At 58.1% G+C, this 19082-nt stretch carries 19 protein-coding genes; 3 read left to right on the top strand and 16 right to left on the bottom strand.

Translation table 11 applies throughout. The annotated features are described in order from the left end of the window. Positions 1-46 precede the first annotated feature (46 nt). The 5 genes from LG294_RS07670 to LG294_RS07650 all read right to left on the bottom strand — a co-directional run bounded on the left by LG294_RS07670 (position 47) and on the right by LG294_RS07650 (position 4861). Positions 47-550, bottom strand: coding sequence for a DUF3145 domain-containing protein (locus tag LG294_RS07670; protein WP_404291074.1), 504 nt, complete (start codon positions 548-550; stop codon positions 47-49). A gap of 143 nt (positions 551-693) precedes the next feature. Then, positions 694-1695, bottom strand: a complete 1002-nt coding sequence (locus LG294_RS07665; RefSeq protein WP_404291072.1) for a tyrosine recombinase XerC — start codon at positions 1693-1695, stop codon at positions 694-696. Between the two features lie 5 nt (positions 1696-1700). After that, positions 1701-2951, bottom strand: a complete 1251-nt coding sequence (locus LG294_RS07660) for a DNA-processing protein DprA (RefSeq protein ID WP_404291070.1) — start codon at positions 2949-2951, stop codon at positions 1701-1703. Between the two features lie 9 nt (positions 2952-2960). Further along, complete coding sequence (locus tag LG294_RS07655) at positions 2961-4502, bottom strand: YifB family Mg chelatase-like AAA ATPase (protein ID WP_404291068.1); 1542 nt, start codon at positions 4500-4502, stop codon at positions 2961-2963. After that, positions 4499-4861 (bottom strand): YraN family protein, encoded by a 363-nt coding sequence (locus LG294_RS07650; protein ID WP_404291066.1) that lies wholly within the window; start codon positions 4859-4861, stop codon positions 4499-4501. The genes LG294_RS07655 and LG294_RS07650 overlap by 4 nt, the downstream gene beginning before the upstream one ends. A gap of 1571 nt (positions 4862-6432) precedes the next feature. On the opposite strand from LG294_RS07650, the gene LG294_RS07645 reads away from it, so the two are divergent. The 3 genes from LG294_RS07645 to LG294_RS07635 all read left to right on the top strand — a co-directional run bounded on the left by LG294_RS07645 (position 6433) and on the right by LG294_RS07635 (position 9547). Then, complete coding sequence (locus tag LG294_RS07645) at positions 6433-7701, top strand: glycine betaine/L-proline ABC transporter ATP-binding protein (protein WP_404291064.1); 1269 nt, start codon at positions 6433-6435, stop codon at positions 7699-7701. Further along, positions 7701-8597 carry an ABC transporter permease gene (locus LG294_RS07640; RefSeq protein WP_404291062.1) on the top strand — a complete coding sequence of 299 codons (897 nt, stop codon included), beginning with the start codon at positions 7701-7703 and terminating at the stop codon, positions 8595-8597. Before LG294_RS07645 ends, LG294_RS07640 begins: the two co-directional genes overlap by 1 nt. A gap of 65 nt (positions 8598-8662) precedes the next feature. Then, positions 8663-9547 (top strand): glycine betaine ABC transporter substrate-binding protein, encoded by an 885-nt coding sequence (locus tag LG294_RS07635; protein ID WP_404291060.1) that lies wholly within the window; start codon positions 8663-8665, stop codon positions 9545-9547. 79 nt (positions 9548-9626) lie between these two features. Here LG294_RS07635 and LG294_RS07630 read toward each other — a convergent pair whose 3' ends face one another. The 11 genes from LG294_RS07630 to rpsP all read right to left on the bottom strand — a co-directional run bounded on the left by LG294_RS07630 (position 9627) and on the right by rpsP (position 18362). Beyond that, on the bottom strand, positions 9627-9947 hold the full coding sequence (locus LG294_RS07630) for a DUF2469 domain-containing protein (RefSeq protein WP_404291058.1): 321 nt from the start codon (positions 9945-9947) through the stop codon (positions 9627-9629). Positions 9948-9962: 15 nt separating this feature from the next. Next, positions 9963-10670, bottom strand: a complete 708-nt coding sequence (locus tag LG294_RS07625) for a ribonuclease HII (protein ID WP_404291056.1) — start codon at positions 10668-10670, stop codon at positions 9963-9965. 11 nt (positions 10671-10681) lie between these two features. Then, on the bottom strand, positions 10682-11386 hold the full coding sequence (gene lepB / locus LG294_RS07620; RefSeq protein WP_404291054.1) for a signal peptidase I: 705 nt from the start codon (positions 11384-11386) through the stop codon (positions 10682-10684). Positions 11387-11543: 157 nt separating this feature from the next. Further along, the gene (locus LG294_RS07615; protein WP_404291052.1) at positions 11544-12092 is read right to left on the bottom strand and encodes a hypothetical protein; all 549 of its coding nucleotides are present in this window, start codon (positions 12090-12092) and stop codon (positions 11544-11546) included. Between the two features lie 169 nt (positions 12093-12261). Continuing rightward, positions 12262-14553 carry a S1 family peptidase gene (locus tag LG294_RS07610; protein WP_404291050.1) on the bottom strand — a complete coding sequence of 764 codons (2292 nt, stop codon included), beginning with the start codon at positions 14551-14553 and terminating at the stop codon, positions 12262-12264. Positions 14554-14952: 399 nt separating this feature from the next. After that, the gene (lepB, locus tag LG294_RS07605) at positions 14953-15600 is read right to left on the bottom strand and encodes a signal peptidase I (RefSeq protein ID WP_404291048.1); all 648 of its coding nucleotides are present in this window, start codon (positions 15598-15600) and stop codon (positions 14953-14955) included. A gap of 13 nt (positions 15601-15613) precedes the next feature. Beyond that, positions 15614-15973, bottom strand: coding sequence for a 50S ribosomal protein L19 (gene rplS, locus LG294_RS07600; protein ID WP_404291046.1), 360 nt, complete (start codon positions 15971-15973; stop codon positions 15614-15616). Between the two features lie 235 nt (positions 15974-16208). After that, positions 16209-17018 carry a tRNA (guanosine(37)-N1)-methyltransferase TrmD gene (gene trmD, locus LG294_RS07595; protein WP_404291044.1) on the bottom strand — a complete coding sequence of 270 codons (810 nt, stop codon included), beginning with the start codon at positions 17016-17018 and terminating at the stop codon, positions 16209-16211. Between the two features lie 5 nt (positions 17019-17023). Continuing rightward, the gene (gene rimM / locus LG294_RS07590) at positions 17024-17554 is read right to left on the bottom strand and encodes a ribosome maturation factor RimM (protein ID WP_404291042.1); all 531 of its coding nucleotides are present in this window, start codon (positions 17552-17554) and stop codon (positions 17024-17026) included. Between the two features lie 155 nt (positions 17555-17709). After that, positions 17710-17949, bottom strand: a complete 240-nt coding sequence (locus tag LG294_RS07585) for an RNA-binding protein (RefSeq protein ID WP_105554626.1) — start codon at positions 17947-17949, stop codon at positions 17710-17712. Between the two features lie 2 nt (positions 17950-17951). Further along, positions 17952-18362, bottom strand: coding sequence for a 30S ribosomal protein S16 (gene rpsP, locus LG294_RS07580; protein ID WP_404291040.1), 411 nt, complete (start codon positions 18360-18362; stop codon positions 17952-17954). Between the last annotated feature and the right edge of the window lie 720 nt (positions 18363-19082).

The raw sequence follows: 19082 nt of genomic DNA, 5'->3' as shown, positions 1-19082 counted from the left end.
ACTCGGGAAGACGCAAGTGGTCTCCCGGAGACTTAGTAACCAGTTGTTATACCACCTGGTTGAGCCATCGAACAGGGGCGTCTTCACCTGCATGGCGGAATGGTTCAAGTTCTTCGTCCCAGGCTTCACCGAGGGCAACAGACATCTCTTGGAAGAAGACGGCCGCGTTTCCGTCGCCTTTTTCGTAGGCCCAACGGATGCGCTCTTCGCCAACCATAATGTTGCCCGAGACGTCGACGGTTGCATGGAAGATCCCCAGATCAGGGGTGAATGACCAGCGGCTGCCATCGCAACCTTGACTTGGCTCTTCGGTAATTTCGAAGCGCAGATGCTGCCAGCCGCGCATGGATGAGGCGAGGATGGCTCCGGTTCCCTGTGGTCCGGTCCAGGTAATTTCGGCGCGACGAAGTCCAGGCGCTACGTGCTGGTCGTTCCAGTCCATCTTGACCGGTCCACCCAGCACCGCCTCAATAGCCCACTCAAGATGTGGGCATAACGCGGCAGAGGCCGAGTGAATAAAGATCACGCCTCTGGTCATCGGTGCAGACATGCCATCCTCCGTTACGATGTTGATCGTCTTCCCCTACGTCAACTTCGTCGAAGTGCATTTTCTACCGACAAGTACCATTTTGCCCGAACCCGGGCGCTTTCGCCAGCTGTACCGGGAACTTCTCGTAGATTACACCCAAACAATCATGCCCGGGGGTGTGCTTGCCGGTAACTTTGCCGTAGCCGGTCCACCGAGACGTGGGTATATAGCTGCGTGGTTGCCAAAGACGAGTGCCCCAGGAACTCTTGCACGGCACGCAGATCTGCTCCGCCATCGAGCAAATGCGTCGCCACGGTGTGCCGCAGCGCGTGCGGTCCGCTCGCCGAGGTGTCCCCCAAAGATTCGAGAGCCTGCGCGATGACCTGGCGCGCCTGTCGGACGTTAAGCCGAGCGCCACGGGAACCAACCAGCAATGCGCCTTCAGCTTCGGGCGTCACCAAGACACGGCGGTGATTTTTCAGCCAGGGCTCGATCACGCGCTCTGCAGGCTTCCCGAAAGGGACCACTCGTTCTTTGTTGCCCTTACCCATCACACGCAAAGTGCGCCGTTCGAAATCAATGTCAGCGATGTCCAAGGAGACGAGCTCGCTCACGCGCAGCCCCGAGGCGTACAGCAGCTCCGCGATCACCCGATCACGGGCAGCGAGAGCTAAGCGTTTTTGTTCCGCTTGCCGAGCGGCTTTTGTCTTCGGGCTATCGGAGGGTTCAGCGGGCGGCGCGGCCGCTGGCCGGGAGAGCAAGCGATCGATCTGTCCGGACTGCAGCACATGGGGCAGACGCTGTTCTTTTTTCGGGGCCACCAACCGAAGCGCCGGGTCCTTGGCGACGATTCCGTGTTTGAGCGCCCATGCGAAGAAGTTCTTCACCGACGAAATTCGCCGGGCGATGGTGGTGCGAGAAATTTGCGCCTCGTGTAACTCCGCCAACCATTCGCGGAGCATATCCACATTCACCTCAGTCAGCTGTCGAACGTGGCAGTTACCGGCAAGGTGGCCTGACATGAGTCGAAGGTCAACGCCGTAGGCGCGCAAGGTATTCTCGCTCCGGCCTCGCTCCAGGCGAAGATAATCCAGATAGTCGTCGATTGGCTCGGTAATGGCCACCGGAATCTGGTGTGGTGCGGAGCTGACAGGTTCGGACTTCATCTCCTTCAATTTACCGTGTTCTGCGCGGAAACGGATCCACGGCGCACCAACCGCCACCGTGCCCCATTGGACTCGACTTTCCCGAGCCGTTCCATGGCGCTCAGCGCACGCAGAGTGTCCAGAATCGGGATACCGCTCAAGGCCGAAATTTCATCCGGTACGTTTCCCTGCACGAAATTCATCACGTCGTAGATCATTGACTGGGGCCTGCTGAGCCCATCGGTAGGGCGCAAATCCTGAACATCAACTGTTTGCGCTGCTGGCGGAGTTGGTTCGGCTGGAACACCAATTAACTCCAAGACGTCTGCCGCACCGGTCACCAAGGCTGCCGTACCTGCGGCTAACAGTCGGTGCGTGCCGGCAGAGTTCGGCGAATAAACACTTCCCGGAACCGCGGCGACATCGCGCCCGAGATCCACCGCGTGGCTCGCGGTATTCAGCGCCCCGGATCGGTGCCGCGCCTCCGTAATCAAAGTAAGCCTGCTAATCGCGGCAATTAATCTGTTGCGATTGAGGAATCTGAAGCGAGTGGGTGCGGTACCCGGAGGCACTTCGGAGAGCAGCAACCCGGTGTCGATGATCTGCCTGAGCAAGGTCTCGTTACCCGCCGGATAGGGTTTGTCTGCTCCCCCGGCCAGGATCGTGATCGTCGGATAGCTGGGTGCCTCCAAATCCGTGACCGACAACGCAGCACGGTGGGCGCTGGCATCGATACCGTAAGCGCCGCCAGAAACAATAGTAAATCCGCGAAGACCCAATTTACGGGCCAGCTCATAAGTCACCTGATGTCCGTAGTCGCTGGAGTCCCGTGCGCCGACGATCGAGATGCAGCGTTCTGCCTCCAGCGCTGCCAGGAGTTCCGGACGTTTGCTGCGCCACCATAGGCACAGGGGTTTGCCCAACCCGAGGTCATCGAACTGAGCTGGCCAGTCGGCATCCGTGGGAGTGAGCAATCCACCGTTGAGCGCCGAGATTCGGTCTAGTGCGTCCACCGGGTTGCTGAAACTCAAACGTTTACGCCATCGGGCAAGTGCCACCGGCAAGCTCATCGTCCGGCTTCCGGAAAAGCCCTGTCCCAACACCTCTTCCAAGGCTGGGGCTAGTCCGCCAGGTACATGGTCCTCCCGGCGAATCAGTTGCACTAGTTCGGCCGGGCTCATCAACTGCAGCAGCCCGTTGCTGGCGTAGTCGTTCGGCTCGATCAGCGTGTTGAGTTCTGCGAAGCACAACTGCTCGGGAGTGTAGGAGCAATGCATGACCAGTTCCTATCGGGGCTCGAGGTTTTGTCGAAAATGCAGTGCAGCGTCGAGGTCATCCACCGTCGGCGCTTGGTGCTCTTGCTGATCGGCGACGGTCCATGCGACACGCAGCATGCGGTCCATGCCACGGGCTGAAAGATCCGCCTGCTCGGAGACGCGTTCCAGTGCCCGCTGGGTGGCCTGCGGGTAGTGAAGCTCCTGGCGTAGGATCTTGGCCGACATGCGTGCGTTGCAGTTCAGTCCCCAAGGGTTGAGCCTTTGGGCGGCCCGCGCACGGGCTTGAAGAACGCGCTCGCGGACCTGTGCGCTTGACTCACCGGCATCCCGCCCGAGCAACTGCTGTCCGGTGAGCGCATTCATTCGAACCTGCAGGTCGATGCGGTCCAATAGCGGGCCCGAAAGTTTGGAGAAGTAGCGCCTTCTAGCGTTGGGCGTGCAAGTGCAGGCGGTTCCGGTGCCAAAATTGCGACCGCAGGGACAGGGATTGGCGGCCAGGATCAGTTGGAAACGTGCAGGCAATTGCTGGTGTCCGCTGGCTCGGGCAAGGTTGATTCGCCCTTCTTCGACCGGTTGGCGCAGCGCATCGAGCACACCGGCTTGGAATTCGGTGGCTTCGTCGAGAAACAATATTCCGGCATGGGCTCGGGTGATGGCGCCGGGGCGAATTGCGCGGCTGCCGCCGCCTAGCAGCGCGGAGGCCGAGGCGGTATGGTGTGGTGCGACAAAGGGTGGCGTTCGTTGAAGCTGCCTGATCCCGCCCTGTCCGCCACGGGTAATTGAGTGGATTGCCGTCGCTTCGAGCGAGTCGGCATCATCAAGCGGCGGAAGGATGCCTGGCAGGCATCGAGCCAACATCGTCTTGCCAGCTCCGGCCGGACCCACCATGATCAGGTGGTGGCCCCCGGCGGCCGCGATTTCGAGGGCAAGCTTGGCTTCGAATTGCCCGTTGACCAAGCACAGATCCTGCGGTGTTTCTTCGGCCGCAGACGCCTGCTCGGGTGGTTGACTGCGGTGCCTAAGGTAGGTGCGAATACTATCCGAAGGTGCCCCGCATAATCCGAGGACTTCGCCCAGATGCTCCGCTCCGGTGACATGCACGCCGGGTACGAGCTCAGCTTCCCGAGCGTTGGCTGCGCTCACCACCACGTGCGTGAAACCGGCTGCGCTCGCAAAGCGAACGGAGGGCAGAACCCCGGCCACCGGACGCAGTGTGCCGTCAAGGGCCAACTCCGCTAAGAAGATAGTCCGCGCTGGTACGGACAGCTGACCATCGGCGGCCAGGGCCGCGACGACGATCGCCAAGTCAAAGCCCGAGCCAAATTTCGGAAGTGTAGCTGGGCTGAGATTCACCGTGAGTTTCCGGTTCGCTAACGGAATTCCGCTGTTCCGAGCAGCGGCTTTGATCCGTTCGCGAGCCTCGTTCAAGGAAGCGTCCGGCAATCCCAAAATCAGAAACCCCGGAATGCCATTGCCAAGGTCTGCTTCCACATCGATCAGCGCCGGTTGCACCCCCAGCAGTCCTACGGCGCAAGTGCGCGCTACGCTCATGCTCCCACCTGCTCATGGTGTTCGCAGCTGAACCCCTCTGCATCGGGGCGGACCTCCACTATGTCGATGCGCAACATCCCGATGTAGCGTTGTCGTGCGTGGCCCCATTGGATGAGCAGTCGTTGCAGGCGGCGATATTTCGCTGGGGTAATCGCATCGAATCCGGTGCCATAGCGTGCCGAGGTTCGGGTTTTCACCTCGACCGCAAGGACAAACCCGTCCGCATCTGCCGCCACTAGATCAAGCTCCCCTGATTTGCAGCGCCAATTGCGCTCTAGGATCGTATAGCCCTGCGCGGTGAGATAGTCGACGGCGGCTTGCTCACCTTGATCCCCGAGCACTTGATGTTTGTTTTTCATCACGAAGCCTTCAAATAGATCCGATTCCTTGTCCCCCATCATGCGTTCACGATGATTCGATGTCTGTGGGCCTGCTGCCAGATGTGGACAACCCGTTACTATGAGGCATACCAATCACTGGGTTTTCCGTCGCGAACGATTAGGTGTGCAGAGATGCCAATCTGATTCGATTCGCGGTGAGGCAAATACGTGAATCCAGCCTCTGGACAACCACGGCAGCCTTGTCGTCACAGACACTTTAGTCAAGGCAGTAGATAACGCGGAGGAACTGGAAGTTTCCGCACAGTTAGTCTTGCTGCTAGAAGTCCGCAAGAGCTGCACGCTCACCGCCAGCGAGAACGCAGTCGGCAGGGTAATACCAAGCTTCCAGCGATTGGGCTCGTTGAACGAGGTTGACCATGCTATCCATGAGTCGATGCGTTGAAAGATCCACGAAAGCCTCGCTTGGACACTGCCAGGGTCTCCGCCTTCGCCGAGTATCGCTTCATCCTCCTAGAACTGTGGATACCGGCTGGCTAACCGTAATTTTCTAGTTGGCATTCTGGATCTGGTGCTTGAATTTGTAATGCCAAGTCGTACGACCGATCAGCGCCACACTGGCCGCATGTTCAGAGACTTTGGGCCAGAACGGTAGTTATGAAACAACAGCTTGGCTAGCCATTTCGTTTGCAAGTTTGCAACGACACCAGCATGGCGGCCAATCACTAGAAACTCCCCGAACACAATGCAGTTGAGATGCCTCCTGGTTCGACCGCTGCCGGGCCCAAGGGAGGCGCAGAATGCGCATGCTCGCGGTAATCGAATCGTTTGAGCGCTCGGACTTCTCCCTCTACTGGAAGCAATAGCCACGAGTGGGCCAACGGGGAAATGCGCCACAACTACATACCTAGAATCCGCAACTTTACGCATGCATAATCAGTCGTAGAACCTACCGTCTCACCGGCAGATTCGCATAGATATTATAAACTGCCCTGCGCAAATTTGGTTCCCCTTCGGCACAATCGTCGGTGCTTAACTCGCGTATAAAGTGAATTTTTCTCGGCAGATTTCTTCCTGGAGATTCCAATCCTTCATTGATTCGAATGTTCGAGTTCGTCGGTGGAAAGCTGCCCACACATCGCTTATGACAGCACATCGGACAGTCCTCCTATGCCCGATAGAACACTAATCGCAGGTGCAAGCTCACTGCTTCCCGTATATCAAAATATCCCAAATAAACACTTTCCGAGCAGATAAGAAACGGTCGAATATAACGATTGGATAACTTACGATTCTAGGCCTAGAATCCGCGATAAATTGAGGTTTTAGCGGGACAGTATTGGAGGATTTCACGCCATGCCGAAGAACTATTCTCCGGTAATTTGTTAGTGTGGATATCGGTCTCGACATGCAGTTTGTGTCAGCCAAGAATAAAAGAATCAAGGACTGTGCGCGATCTGGAGGCCAACTTCGGGCCGCGCAAGCAAGAAGCGAGTGCCAGCGATCTTTAGTTCTAGGATCTGATTGCTGCGGCCGAAACTTGTGGTCCCTAATCGGCTCGTGCCTTCACAGGTAGACGGGCAGTGGAGACAATGACCAGCAACATCGCCGTCAAGGTCGAGAACTTGTACAAGGTCTTCGGTCGCAAGCCGCAGGAAGCGGTGAAGAAGCTCAAAGCCGGAACGAAGCGACAAGACCTGCCGGCATCGAACACCGCAGCCGTTATTGATGCCTCTTTTGAAGTTAAAGAAGGCGAAATTTTCGTCGTCATGGGACTTTCTGGTTCGGGCAAATCTACGCTGATCCGCACTCTGAACGGCCTATGGGACGCCACCTCGGGCCAAATTACCATCGGGGATGACAAGATCACCGGCATGTCAGCGGCGAAGCTGCGTGAAGTTCGACGAAAACGCGTCTCAATGGTTTTCCAGCACTTCGCCTTGCTGCCACACCGCTCCGTACTGGCCAATGTCGCCTACCCGCTCGAACAGCAGGGCGTGGCTCGGGCCCAGCGGCTATCCACCGCCGCGAAAACTCTAGATCTGGTCGGCTTGACCGGCTGGGGCGACAAAATGCCCAGCGAGCTATCCGGTGGCATGCAGCAGCGCGTAGGTATCGCCCGGGCACTTGCGGCAGACACCGAACTGCTGCTCATGGACGAGGCGTTCTCCGCACTTGACCCGCTGATCCGCCGCGAGATGCAAGAGCAACTGGTTCAGCTGCAAGCCAAGCTCGGCAAAACAATCGTGTTCATTACCCACGATTTGAATGAGGCGATGTTCCTTGGGGACCGCATCGCGGTGATGCGTGACGGACAGATCGTCCAGGTGGGCACCCCTGAGGAAATCCTCATGGATCCTGCCAACGACTATGTAGCCCAATTCGTGCAGGATGTGGACCGCGCTCGCGTGCTGACTGCCTCCTCCGTGCTCGAACCAACAAGGGCTGTCATTCTGGAGACCGCCGGGCCGCGCAATGCCTTGCGCACAATGCACGAGATGTTCCTCTCCGCGGCGATCGTCACCGACCGGGATCGCAAGGTTCTGGGGATGATCACCGACCGGGATGCCCTGAAGCTTGTCCGCCAGGGCGAGACTTCCATCACCTCCAAGATCCAGCCACTGGAATCGGTCAACCGCGATACGCAGCTGATCGATCTGTTCGTTCCCTCGGTGGAGTCGCCCTTGCCGGTGACTGTCACCGATAGCGAGAACCGCTTGCTCGGAGTGATCCCGCGGGTGACGCTGCTGGCGGCGCTGGCCTCTACTACCCCACCGACCGAAGAAATGACGGTGCTGGATAAACCACTGCCGGGCAACGTTGTCAGTGCGGCCTTGCAGGGCGCCGGGGAGGAAAACTAATGGACGACTTTATTATTCCGGTCGGAGATGTCGCCGAAAAGGGCGTCGACTGGGTCGTAGACAATATGGGCCCGTTCTTCGACTTGCTCCGCGCGATCTTCGTGGAAATGTATGACGGGGTCTACTACGTGCTAGGCACCCCGCATTTCTCAATCATCATCGCCTTGGTAGCGCTAATCGCACTCTTCGCGCGCGGCTGGCAGTTCATGCTCGGAGCGATGCTCGGACTGGTTTTGATCGTGGGCATGGACCAATGGGACAACGCCATGGTCACCCTGGCCTTGGTGCTGGTAGCAACGTTCTGGGCGCTGTTGATCTCGCTTCCGCTGGGAATTTGGGCGGCCAAGTCGCAGACCTTCTCGCAGATCGTCCGGCCTTTTTTGGACTTCCTGCAGACCATGCCGGCCTTCGTCTACCTGATTCCGGCGCTGATGCTCTTCCGCGTCGGCGTGGCCCCGGGCATCGTGGCCACCATCGCCTTCGCGCTAGCCCCCGGCGTACGCTTTACCGAACTGGGCATCCGCTCGGTGGATCGGGAAGTCGTCGAAGCAGGCCAGGCCTTCGGGTCCTCCTCCGGGCGCATCCTGCGCCAGATCCAACTGCCGCTAGCACTGCCGACCATCATGGCTGGCGTCAACCAAGTCATCATGCTCTCGCTGTCCATGGTCGTGATCGCCGGCATGGTCGGCGCCGGCGGCCTTGGCGGCGACGTGATTGCCTCGCTGGGCCGGCTGGATACTGCGCTGGGCGTCGAGGCGGGCCTGGGCGTGGTGATCCTTGCGATGATCCTCGACCGGCTGACCAATGCCTTCGGACGGCAGTCCGGGCTCTTTTCCTGGTTCGCCAAGCGCCGCAAGGCGGCAGCCACGGTGAAAGAACAAGAACTCGCGGCCTAACATCCCGCATCGAACCACCAATGTAACTGGCGGCTGACACCGCCACCCCGAAAGGAATCACGATCATGAAACTCAACACCCTCAAGGTTGGAGCGGTCCTCGCGGCCAGCGCCTTGGCGTTGACCGCCTGCGGCAACGGTGGCGACACCGAAGCCGCCGGAGAAGATAAGAAGTTGAATATCGCGGTCTTCAACGGCTGGGACGAAGGCATCGCCAGCAGTGAGCTGTGGAAAGCAGTCCTGGAAGAAAAGGGCTACGAGGTTGAACTGATTAACGCCGACGTCGCTCCCCTCTTCCAAGGCTTGTCTTCAGGTGACTACGACCTGACCACCGACGTATGGCTCCCGGTCACGCACGCCTCCTACCTCGAAGATTACGGCGATGACATCGAGGATCTGGGTGCATGGAACAGCGAGTCACGATTAACTGTGGCCGTGAACGAGGACGCTCCGATTGATTCGCTGGAAGAATTGGCGGCGAACGCGGACAAGTTCAGCAACCGCATCGTGGGCATTGAGCCGGGTGCCGGATTGACCGAGGCCATGAACGAGGCTGCCATCCCGGATTATGGCCTGGATGATATGGAATTCCTGACCAGTTCCACCTCAGCGATGCTCACCGAGCTGGAGACCGCAACGAAGAACGATGAGAACATCGTCGTTACGCTCTGGGAGCCGCATTGGGCATACAGCGCCTACCCAGTGAAGAACCTGGAGGACCCGAAGGGCTCCTTGGGTGACGCCGAAGGCATTCACACCTTCAGCCGTGCGGGCTTTGCCGATGATCACGCCGAGGTGGCGAAGTGGATGAGTGACTTCAAGATGGATCTGGATACGCTCTACGATCTAGAAAACCTCCTCTTCGTGGAGAACGACACCGATGACTACCAGCCGCTGGTTAAGCAGTGGATGGAAGAAAACCGTGAGTTCGTCGACGGCATGACCAGCTAGCGACTAGCGTAAAGCCCTTGAGCACGCGAAAGGCTCCCAACCAGTTGATGGTTGGGAGCCTTTCTTGCGTTCTGGGCGTTTAGCTTGGCAGTCCGTCTTTAGGGATCTGCAGCTCGTCGCGGTTCAGCTCCTCGACGTTCACATCCTTGAAGGTCAGTACCTTCACGGTCTTCACAAAACGGCCCTGGCGGTAGATGTCCCAGACCCACGCATCGGTGAGGTTCAGTTCGAAGTACACCTCGCCGGAGTCGGTGAGCGTCTTCACATCGACCTGGTTCGCCAGATAAAAGCGGCGTTCTGTTTCCACCACGTAGTTAAACAGACCCACCACAGCCTTGTACTCGCGGTACAGCTGTAATTCAAGGTCTGATTCGTAGTTTTCGAGATCTTCGGCAGCCATGGTTTTCCTTCTTCTCTAGGTTTTACCTTGGGCCTTTTCGGGCTTGGAAGTCAAGTTCCAACTTTTCCGGTGCATCTCGCAGGGGCCAAGTTTTTCGATCGCTGCCCGATGCGTGGCCGTTGCATAGCCTTTATTGATTTCCCAGCCAAAGGCCGGATACTGCGTGGCAGCCTGGACCATGATCGCATCTCGCTCCACCTTCGCCAGGATCGAAGCCCCGGCGATCGCCTGGCAGGTCATGTCTCCCTTGATGATGGTGCGAACCGGAATGTGGACTCCCACCGGCTCGCGGTCATCGGCCAGCAGGTCAAAAAGATCCTGTTCCGGCGCGGTGAGCCAGTCATAGCTTCCGTCCAGGAGGATTGCCTCCGGGGCCACGGAGCACTGTGCGACGGCGCGCGTGCCGGCGAGGCGCAATGCACCGGTGACCCCTAGCTGATCGATCTCGGCTGCGCTGGCGTGCCCCACGCCGTAGCCGAGCGCCCACTCGCGCACCGGGATGACAAGTTCTTCGCGGCGCGCGGGGGTGAGCAGCTTCGAATCGCGCAGTTCGGGGAACTCGGTCACCCGTTGCATGTCGATGACGTTGATGCCCACCGTGATCGGGCCGGCCAAGGATCCGCGGCCTACCTCGTCCACAGCGCCTATGAAGCGCACCCCGTGCTCTGCGGCCAGCGCCCGCTCATGATCCAGGGTCGTTGGCTGTGCCTTTGCTGTTGCCATGGGCCGGCGTTCTACTTGCTGCCTGCGTCGGGGACGTTCGCGAAGACTTCCTCATGGGTATCGATCGCGCCGATCCGATTCAGCGGCCAGGAGATGACCGAGGCGCGGCCCTGCACGGATTCCAGGTCCACAAAGCCGCCCTGGACATCTACGTGGAAGCGCGAGTCGGCGCTGGCGCCGCGGTGATCGCCCATCACCCAGATCTTCCCCTCGGGGACCGTGACCTGGAACTGGATGTCACTTGGCGCGTCGCCGTCGTAAATGTAGGATTCGTCGATGGGTTCACCGTTGATGGTGAGCAGCCCATCCGAGCTGCAGCATTCGACGGTATCCCCTGGCATGCCGATGATGCGCTTAACCAGGTATTGCTCGTCGGCCGCCGGCAAGATGCCCACCCAAGACAGCGCGTTCTCAAAGCCGGTCGGGTCGTTCTCCAAGGGTGGCAGCCACTGCAGGTCGTCGCGGAAAACCACCACGTCGCCGCGTTCGAGGTCGAACGGGCCGGGAGTCATCAGGTTGGCAAAGATGCGGTCGTTGATCTGCAGCGTGTTCTCCATCGATCCCGAGGGGATGTAGTACGCACGGAAGAAGAACGTCTTGATGAGCAAGGAGAGCGCAATAGCAATGACGAGGATGATCAACACTTCTCGCACAAATCGCCAAAGCCGGTACAACGGGCCCCGCGTTGGGGGTACTTCTGCGGATTCGGCGCTCACGTTCGGTTTCTTACCTTTCACTGTCATGCAATGCTTCTCATCTTACTTGGCGGGCAGGTAGTTCCGCCGGAGGCCAGCTCAGCGCGTAAAAATCGAAGTTTAACGTGCAAGGCCGGCCAAGCATCAGATGTGCTTGGCCGGCCCTTGACGCAGCTGCCTAGTTGGCGCGGGTGGCGATGCCGCCACTCTTCTGGAATTCAATCGGGATCTCGCCCAGTGGCTTGTCCGTTTCCAGCAAGCCCTTGATTTCCTCAAGGTGGCTGGAATCCACTGACAAGGTCAATCCACCGATCTTCGGGTTCAAGGTGTAACCGTGAATCGAGACATTCAGGGGGGCTTCCAAGCCTGCCTGCCACTTCATCACGTCGCTGATGGCCTGACGCAGTTCATCGGCGGAGTACTGAACCAAGTGCGGGGTCGCACCGGCATCCTCGATGGCCTTCATCTGGCTCTCTTCGGTGGTCGACACGTTGAGCTTGCCGTCCTCGATCCAGCCCTGCACATAGTCCTCCCCCAAGGTGGCGGACAATGCGTCGTTGGTTTCTAGGAGTGCGTTCTGGTCCACAACATTCTCGCTGCCGGTAGGTTCAGTCGTACCTTCACCGCTGGTGGAAGCTTGTCCGCAGCCGGAGAGCATGAGCCCTGCGACGACTGCGGTGGAAGCCAATGCGAGTGAACGACGAGCTGATGGGGATTTTTTGATCATGTTACTACCGCCTCAAGGTCATTGGGATCACCTAGGAAGATGATATCTGGACTTCTGCAAAGTATTCGGTGAGGCACATGTGTGCCAAGTGAAAGTGCCCCGCTACCGGCAACGGTAACGGGGCACTTTCTGGTCGTGGCCGAAGCTACAACCGTTTAGGGGTTATCCCTTAGCTGTGGCGACGGTTTCCGCGGCGGAACAGCAGGAACATTGCACCAACGAGAGCCAGGGCTCCACCAGCGGCGATCAGCGGAACGGTGCTGGTACCGGTATCGGCCAGCGGATCCTTCTGCTCAGGCGACTTGGTTGGAGTCTGGTCATCATTCTTCGGAGCCTCAGTTGGCTCTTCGGAATCATCCTTGGTTGGAGTTGGCTTAGCCGACTCGGTTGGCTTCTCCGTTGGAGTAGCCGACTCGGTTGGCTTCTCCGTTGGAGTAGCCGACTCGGTTGGCTTCTCGGTTGGAGTAGCCGACTCGGTTGGAGTCGCGGTTGGCTCGGTAGGAGTTGCCGTTGGCTCGGTAGGAGTCGCGGTTGGCTCGGTAGGAGTCGCGGTTGGCTCGGTAGGAGTCGCGGTTGGCTCGGTAGGAGTCGCGGTTGGCTCGGTAGGAGTCGCGGTTGGCTCGGTAGGAGTTGCCGTTGGCTCAGTAGGAGTCGCGGTTGGCTCAGTAGGAGTTGCCGTTGGCTCAGTAGGAGTCGCGGTTGGCTCAGTTGGGGTCGGAGTTGGCTCCGGAGCCGCAACAATTACCGAACCGTTTGCACTGGCCGACTTATTGAATCCATTGACAGCGGTCATGCTGAACTTGAATGGACCTTCAGCATCGCCTGCAGCGAAGGTGAAGGTGCCGTTCGCCGAAACCTTAGGGTTCGCGTGCAGCTCGCCGCCAACAACGATACGAACGGTGGTGCCGGCCGAAGCGCCTGCAACCTTACCGGTGATCGTTGCGCCTGGCTCGACCTCAGCGCCAACTGCTGGCGAGGTCTGAGCTGGGGTGTTCACAGCGAACTTGACGGTGTAGCCGTTGGTGTAGTTCTTGGCCATGACGTCCGACATCGAGGTGTAGAAGGCAAGATCGTCTGCGGTGTTTTCGACCCGATCTTCGCCACCGGAGTTAGCCGAGTTGATGCCAACAGCCTTGTTTCCAACGAGCACGGCTCCACCGGAGTCGCCCTGGTCCAGAACGCTCTGGTTAGGGTTCTCGGCGGTGTAGCCCCAGACGGCACGAATGTCATCGGCGTAGCCACCGACGAAGAACATGCCTTCGCCGAGAATGCTCGAGCAGCTCCAGCCGGTGGTGCGACCCACCGAGCAAGCCTCGGAACCTACGGTTGCCTTCGAAACGCCGGTTACCTGAATAACCTTCGAACGCTCATCAGCGCCAGCTGGCCACTGCGAAACTTCTGGGTGCAGGGTCAGTTCAGGATTGATGTCGTCGATTACGGCGATATCGGTGCCTGGCTCGGCATTATCCAGGTCATCCTGGGTCAAGTCCGGGGTCATCGGAATACCGTAGTTGTTCGGGCCACCGAACTGGCTGAAACCGAAGACACCCAGCTTGGCGCTGATCGCAGTCGGTTCGTTTGGAGCATCGTGTTCAACTACGAAAGTGTTCTTGAATCCGCCGTCTTCGGTGCAGTGACCGGCAGTGAGTACCGCGTCGGCGCCTGCTGGGCTCCAAGCGTTGAAGCCGATGGAGCAAAGACCTTCAACGCTGTCTTCAGTATTCGACATACCGTAGCCCATGCCACCGTAAATGTCGGTCAGGGCTGCAGCCTTAGCCTTGGCACCTTCTACGAGCTTTACGTTGCTAGCTTCTTTGGCGAATTCTTCCAAGGTGAGCAATTCTTCTGCTGCCTTGGTGGCGGTAGCCTTCGGCGTTGCCTTCTTCTCGGTCTTCGCTGGTCCTGCTGCGACGATTTCGAATGGCTTGCCGGCACCGGTGTTCATGATTGCGGTCAGTCGAGTCATTTCGGCTGGTGCAACATTTTCGCGAAGTTCGTCGTAGACGTCATTCACGTTGGAGATCTTGCCGACCTCAGCATTGATCTTCAGGCTCACAGCCTTAGGCGCGGAGCTCGCAACGACGACTTCCTTGGCTTTCTTGGCATCCTTGGAGCCAACTTCAACCACGGCCTTGCCGTCCTTGACACTTGCCTTGACCTTTACGCCTTCGGCTTCAAGCTTCTCGGTGACTTCGGCAACGGTGTCGTTTGCCTTTGCATCTTCAAGGTACTTCTCCGGCGACTTGCCCAAGTCTTGCTTGATGGCCTCATCCAAGCCCTTGGTGTCTACAGCGACATCCGAGGCCGATGGAGTCTCGCTCGGGCTCTGCGACGGTGCCGGTGTGCTTTCAGCCTTATCAGCTGCAACTGCGGGAGCAATGAAGCTACCGCCAACCACCAGTGCGGTGGCTGCGGCAGCGACAATGCCGCGCTGCGCAGTCATGTTCTTTGGTTTTGGCATTAAAGCTTCTCCCAGTTAAGTGGTGCGATCGCTTGAAGGTCGCGACCCGGTCTGGGCGCACTTCAAAGCAGTGTGTTGTTACCAAATTGAAACAATATCGGTTTTTGATAGAGAGTTTCAAGGAGCGAGTCCAACAAACGGATATATTCAGGCGAACATTTACCCTTGTCATTCCATCGTCGAAGAGAATTTCAGCGACCCGAAGCAGAACCGAGAAGTTAGTTTAAGATTGCAGTTCGGTTACTTATCGCTAGTCAACTAAGTGCGGGCTGAGAATTCCCAATGAATTCTCAGCAGCAAGGTAAAAACTTGTATATTCAACCATTGATAGTATGGAAATATTCGCCCAGCGTGAAAAGTTTTTAAAGTTTTTCGCTACCTCGGGGATGTTGCAGGTTGTTACTCGATGATTGCGCGCTGGTCCAGTGGCCACACAACTTGCGTTGCCCTACCTACAACTCTGTCAATACTGATCATTCCTCCGCCACTTGCGCCGAGTAGGGCACGCGAGTCTTCAGACCTTGAACGGTGATCCCCCATGACCCACACGCGACCTTCGGGAACGACCACCGAGAATTTTTGTTCGCTGGCTGCATCGCCTGCATATATATAGGGCTCATCCGTCGGCACGCCGTTGATGCTGAGCTTGCCATCGGTTCCGCAACAGTCCACCGTGTCCCCGCCAACGGCTATCACGCGTTTGATGTAGGTATTTTCGGTCCCGCTAAGGCGCAGCGCGCCCAGCAGGTCATCGGCGAAGGATGCGCGGGCGTAAGGAAGGAACGAGCCGCGTCCGTCAAAAACGATGACGTCTCCGCGTTTGGGATCACCGTCGGCGTACGCACGACGGTCAACCATGACACTTTGCCCCGGATCGAGGGTGCTCTGCATGGAGATGGACTCGATGCGATAGACGTCCACTACCAAGGCGCGGATGAATAGGGTGGCGATCAGGCCACAAATAATAGCGAGAACAACGAAGCGCCAGACCCAAAACCAGGTCCGGCGCTTCGTGATTGCTCGCTCGGGGCTAGCAATCTCGTTCATCAGAGAACAGAGATTACTTCTTGCCGCCGAAGTCGCGCTTCTCGCGGATACGTGCAGCCTTGCCGTGACGATCGCGCATGTAGTAAAGCTTTGCACGACGCACGTCGCCCTTGGTCACTACCTCAATCTTATCGATGATTGGGGAGTGAACTGGGAAAGTACGCTCAACACCGGTACCGAAGGAAACCTTACGGACGGTGAAGGTCTCGCCCAGGCCGGAGCCCTGGCGACCAAGAACGTAGCCCTGGAAAACCTGGACACGCGAGTTCTTACCTTCGATGATGTTGACGTGAACCTTCAGGGTGTCACCCGGAGCGAAGGCTGGAACGTCGGAGCGCAGCGAAGCTGCATCTACTGAGTCAAGAATATGCATTGTGCATCCTCTAGGATCAATGCCACAGGTCACCGAATCCTCGTAGCGGAGCTCATCAACCGATAAGGCGATCTCTCCGAAACGTGTTACCACCAACAGACTGTCGCTGTCGATGCGGCGGTTTTTCTGTGTCCCTCAACCCCCTGTGGCAGGAATTGGACAAAAACACACCAAGAAACAATTTTGCCATATTCCATGCACCGGCGCGAGTACGCGAACCCGGCGAGATGGTGATCTAGGACTCTTTAGCCCAATCCAGTCCCGATTTTGCGATGATTTCGCCGTCGACTACCGCAAATCCGGAGTGCCAGAGCGCGTCACGGTCCTTGCGGTTCAGCTTGCTCGCATCGAGCAGTTGAATCAGGTCTGGGCGACGCGTGGCGGTACGTCGAATCTGCTCGTCGCGGCGGAAGCGTGCCACTCGCGCATGGTTTCCGCCGAGCAATACCTCGGGTACCTCTCGGCCACGCCAAGCCGCTGGCTTGGTGTATACCGGGTATTCGAGCAGCACGTCGGAGTGTGACTCTTCCACCAGGGATTCCGGGTTGCCGATCACTCCAGGGATGAGTCGGGCGATGGCCTCAACCATCACCATGACGGCCACTTCTCCCCCATTGAGCACATAGTCGCCGATGCTGACTGGTAGGACGGTGAAATCTTCGCGAGCGTATTCAATGACGCGCTCATCGATTCCCTCGTAACGTCCGCAGGCGAAGACCAGATGGTCTTCTTCTGCGAAATCGTAGGCCATCTGCTGGTCGAAGACCGCGCCGGCTGGGGAGGGAACGATCAGGATGAGCTTGCGATCCGCGGGTGCCGAAGCGCGCACGGAGTCCAACGCCTGGCCCCATGGCTCGGGCATCATCACCATGCCGGCGCCGCCGCCAAAGGGGGTGTCGTCGACCTTGTGGTGGCGGTCTGTGGTGAAGTCACGCAGATTGGTGACATTCAGGTTGAGGATGCCCTCTTCGCGAGCGCGACCGATCAGCGATAGATCCAGTGGCGCTAGGTACTCCGGGAAGATGGAGACTACGTCGATACGCATATTGCTTACTTTTCTTCCTCGGAATCGTCCTGATTCAGCTGCAGCAGCCCGGCAGGAGGTGTGATGGTCAGCGTGCCGGCTTCAACATCAACTTCGGGAACAAATTCGTCCACGAATGGCAGGTAGACCTCCTCGCCGTTGTTGTCTTCAAAAACCAATAGATCTTGGGCGGGGTTCGTGCGCAGCGCGGTGATCACACCGACCTGCTTGCCTTCGTGCATCACCTTCAGGTCGACCAGCTCGTGCTCGTACCATTCGTCCGATTCGCTTTCCTCTTCGCCGGTAACCTCGATTTCGAGACGTGCCTGGCGCAGGGTCTCTGCGGTGTTGCGGTCTTTGATTTCTTCGAAGGCGACCAAAAGAATGGTCTTGTTCCAGCGCGACTGGGATACGGTCAGGGTTTTGACCGGGCCGTCGATGACATGGAGTACCTCGCCTGGTGCGAAACGTTCATCTGGGACGTCGGTGAGGACTTGAACAGTCACTTCGCCACGGATTCCGTGGGGCTTGCCGATACGTGCTACCTGCAATCGCATAATCTGGTGATCATTCTCCTTGGATTCACGGGACGGTGCCACGCGCTGTGGTGCCAAAAGTTGGCTGGTGAAACACGAGAAGGAGTTTCCGCCCTGTTGAGCAGAAACTCCTTCTGTGGTGAAGTCAGCTTGCGCCTGACCTCAAAGTTGCTTGGCTATCGGCTACGATCAGTGTCGATAACATCAACACGAATCGGCTCCTTAGCCAACGCTGCCATCACGGTACGCAGTGCCCGTGCGGTACGTCCCTGACGACCGATCACACGACCGAGATCATCCGGGTGCACACGCACTTCGAGCAGGTCGCCGCGGCGGTTGGACTTCAGGGCAACCCTGACGTCTTCCGGTTCCTCGACTACCCCGCGAACCAAATGGTCCAGCGCATCGGCGAGCATGATTACTCGGCCTCGGTGGCTTCAGCTTCTGCCGGCTCGGCAGCTGGCTTCTCGGCCTTCTTGGTGATGGCCTCCTTGAGGATCACCGAACCCTTGTCTGGAGCAACGAATGCAGGCTTAGGCTCGGCAACCTTGTAGGTGCCTTCCTGGCCATCGATGCCCTTGAACTTCTGCCAATCACCGGTGATTTTCAGCAGTGCGTGTACCTGCTCGGTTGGCTGGGCGCCAACGGACAGCCAGTACTGTGCACGCTCGGAATCGATCTCGATGATCGATGGGTTCTCGGTTGGGTGGTACTTGCCGATCTCCTCGATGGCACGGCCATCGCGCTTAGCGCGCGAGTCCATGACGACAACGCGGTAGAAAGGTGCGCGCATCTTACCGAAGCGCTTCAGACGAATCTTTACGGCCACTTTAGTGGTCTCCTGTTTCTCAACATGGGCGAGCCAAACTTTTCGCGCCTGTGGGGCAGGCCGTACTAGTTCAACTCTAAAAAAGGACAGGATCTATCACGGAGAGAGGGTCCACAATAAATCGAGTACCTTCCAATCATGCCAGACACTTTGGCATCGCACCAATTATTCCGCATTCAAAAAGACGTTCAATGAGATGAGCTTGATCACGGAAGCCCCTTTTGCGGTGGGTCACATCAATTAAGGCTACGCGATGTCGATTACCAGCACTTCGGCGTCCTCCATCTAGCTCAAAACGCCAATGACACGGCATCCTGGAATGGGCAAGGCTTTGATTCTGCATTCGGCCGAGGAGCTAAGCCGATTCCATGCATCGGTGGCATCACCGAGTAGTTTATGTCCGAGCTTCTTGGCCAATGGTGATGAGCGCTGAGGCGTCGGCGGTAGAAACTGCTTCGTAGCTGCAGACCTGCCTATGCGAGTCGCACTTGGGTGTTCAGACGACCTACCGTTCACTGCGCCGCCAGAGATTGGAACTCCGCCAGGGTCTCTGTGGCTGCGGGCAGGATTCTGCCCGTGGCGCGGGGCTGGTCTCAAAAGCGGCGCCTGTCCTCTTGGCTCTCGTGTGGGCGCATTCTCATTCTGGGGAACTCCAGGGGGATGTTCATCAACAATCACTGTTTTCCCCTCAATAGTGTGTTCGGTTTTTTCTTTGCGGGG

Origin of the sequence: Glutamicibacter arilaitensis, from assembly GCF_044793945.1 — a bacterium.
Classification (GTDB): domain Bacteria; phylum Actinomycetota; class Actinomycetes; order Actinomycetales; family Micrococcaceae; genus Glutamicibacter; species Glutamicibacter arilaitensis_B.
The sequence above is the reverse complement of the archived record's forward strand: the minus strand, read 5'-3'. Positions and strand labels throughout refer to the sequence as shown.

Excerpts from the sequence above, each read along its gene's own strand:
- LG294_RS07670 (WP_404291074.1), bottom strand. The coding sequence starts at position 550 with ATGTCTGCACCGATGACCAGAGGCGTGATCTTTATTCACTCGGCCTCT.
- LG294_RS07665 (WP_404291072.1), bottom strand. The coding sequence starts at position 1,695 with ATGAAGTCCGAACCTGTCAGCTCCGCACCACACCAGATTCCGGTGGCC.
- LG294_RS07660 (WP_404291070.1), bottom strand. The coding sequence starts at position 2,951 with ATGCATTGCTCCTACACTCCCGAGCAGTTGTGCTTCGCAGAACTCAAC.
- LG294_RS07655 (WP_404291068.1), bottom strand. The coding sequence starts at position 4,502 with ATGAGCGTAGCGCGCACTTGCGCCGTAGGACTGCTGGGGGTGCAACCG.
- LG294_RS07650 (WP_404291066.1), bottom strand. The coding sequence starts at position 4,861 with ATGAAAAACAAACATCAAGTGCTCGGGGATCAAGGTGAGCAAGCCGCC.
- LG294_RS07645 (WP_404291064.1), top strand. The coding sequence starts at position 6,433 with ATGACCAGCAACATCGCCGTCAAGGTCGAGAACTTGTACAAGGTCTTC.
- LG294_RS07640 (WP_404291062.1), top strand. The coding sequence starts at position 7,701 with ATGGACGACTTTATTATTCCGGTCGGAGATGTCGCCGAAAAGGGCGTC.
- LG294_RS07635 (WP_404291060.1), top strand. The coding sequence starts at position 8,663 with ATGAAACTCAACACCCTCAAGGTTGGAGCGGTCCTCGCGGCCAGCGCC.
- LG294_RS07630 (WP_404291058.1), bottom strand. The coding sequence starts at position 9,947 with ATGGCTGCCGAAGATCTCGAAAACTACGAATCAGACCTTGAATTACAG.
- LG294_RS07625 (WP_404291056.1), bottom strand. The coding sequence starts at position 10,670 with ATGGCAACAGCAAAGGCACAGCCAACGACCCTGGATCATGAGCGGGCG.
- LG294_RS07615 (WP_404291052.1), bottom strand. The coding sequence starts at position 12,092 with ATGATCAAAAAATCCCCATCAGCTCGTCGTTCACTCGCATTGGCTTCC.
- LG294_RS07610 (WP_404291050.1), bottom strand. The coding sequence starts at position 14,553 with ATGCCAAAACCAAAGAACATGACTGCGCAGCGCGGCATTGTCGCTGCC.
- lepB (WP_404291048.1), bottom strand. The coding sequence starts at position 15,600 with ATGAACGAGATTGCTAGCCCCGAGCGAGCAATCACGAAGCGCCGGACC.
- rplS (WP_404291046.1), bottom strand. The coding sequence starts at position 15,973 with ATGCATATTCTTGACTCAGTAGATGCAGCTTCGCTGCGCTCCGACGTT.
- trmD (WP_404291044.1), bottom strand. The coding sequence starts at position 17,018 with ATGCGTATCGACGTAGTCTCCATCTTCCCGGAGTACCTAGCGCCACTG.
- rimM (WP_404291042.1), bottom strand. The coding sequence starts at position 17,554 with ATGCGATTGCAGGTAGCACGTATCGGCAAGCCCCACGGAATCCGTGGC.
- LG294_RS07585 (WP_105554626.1), bottom strand. The coding sequence starts at position 17,949 with ATGCTCGCCGATGCGCTGGACCATTTGGTTCGCGGGGTAGTCGAGGAA.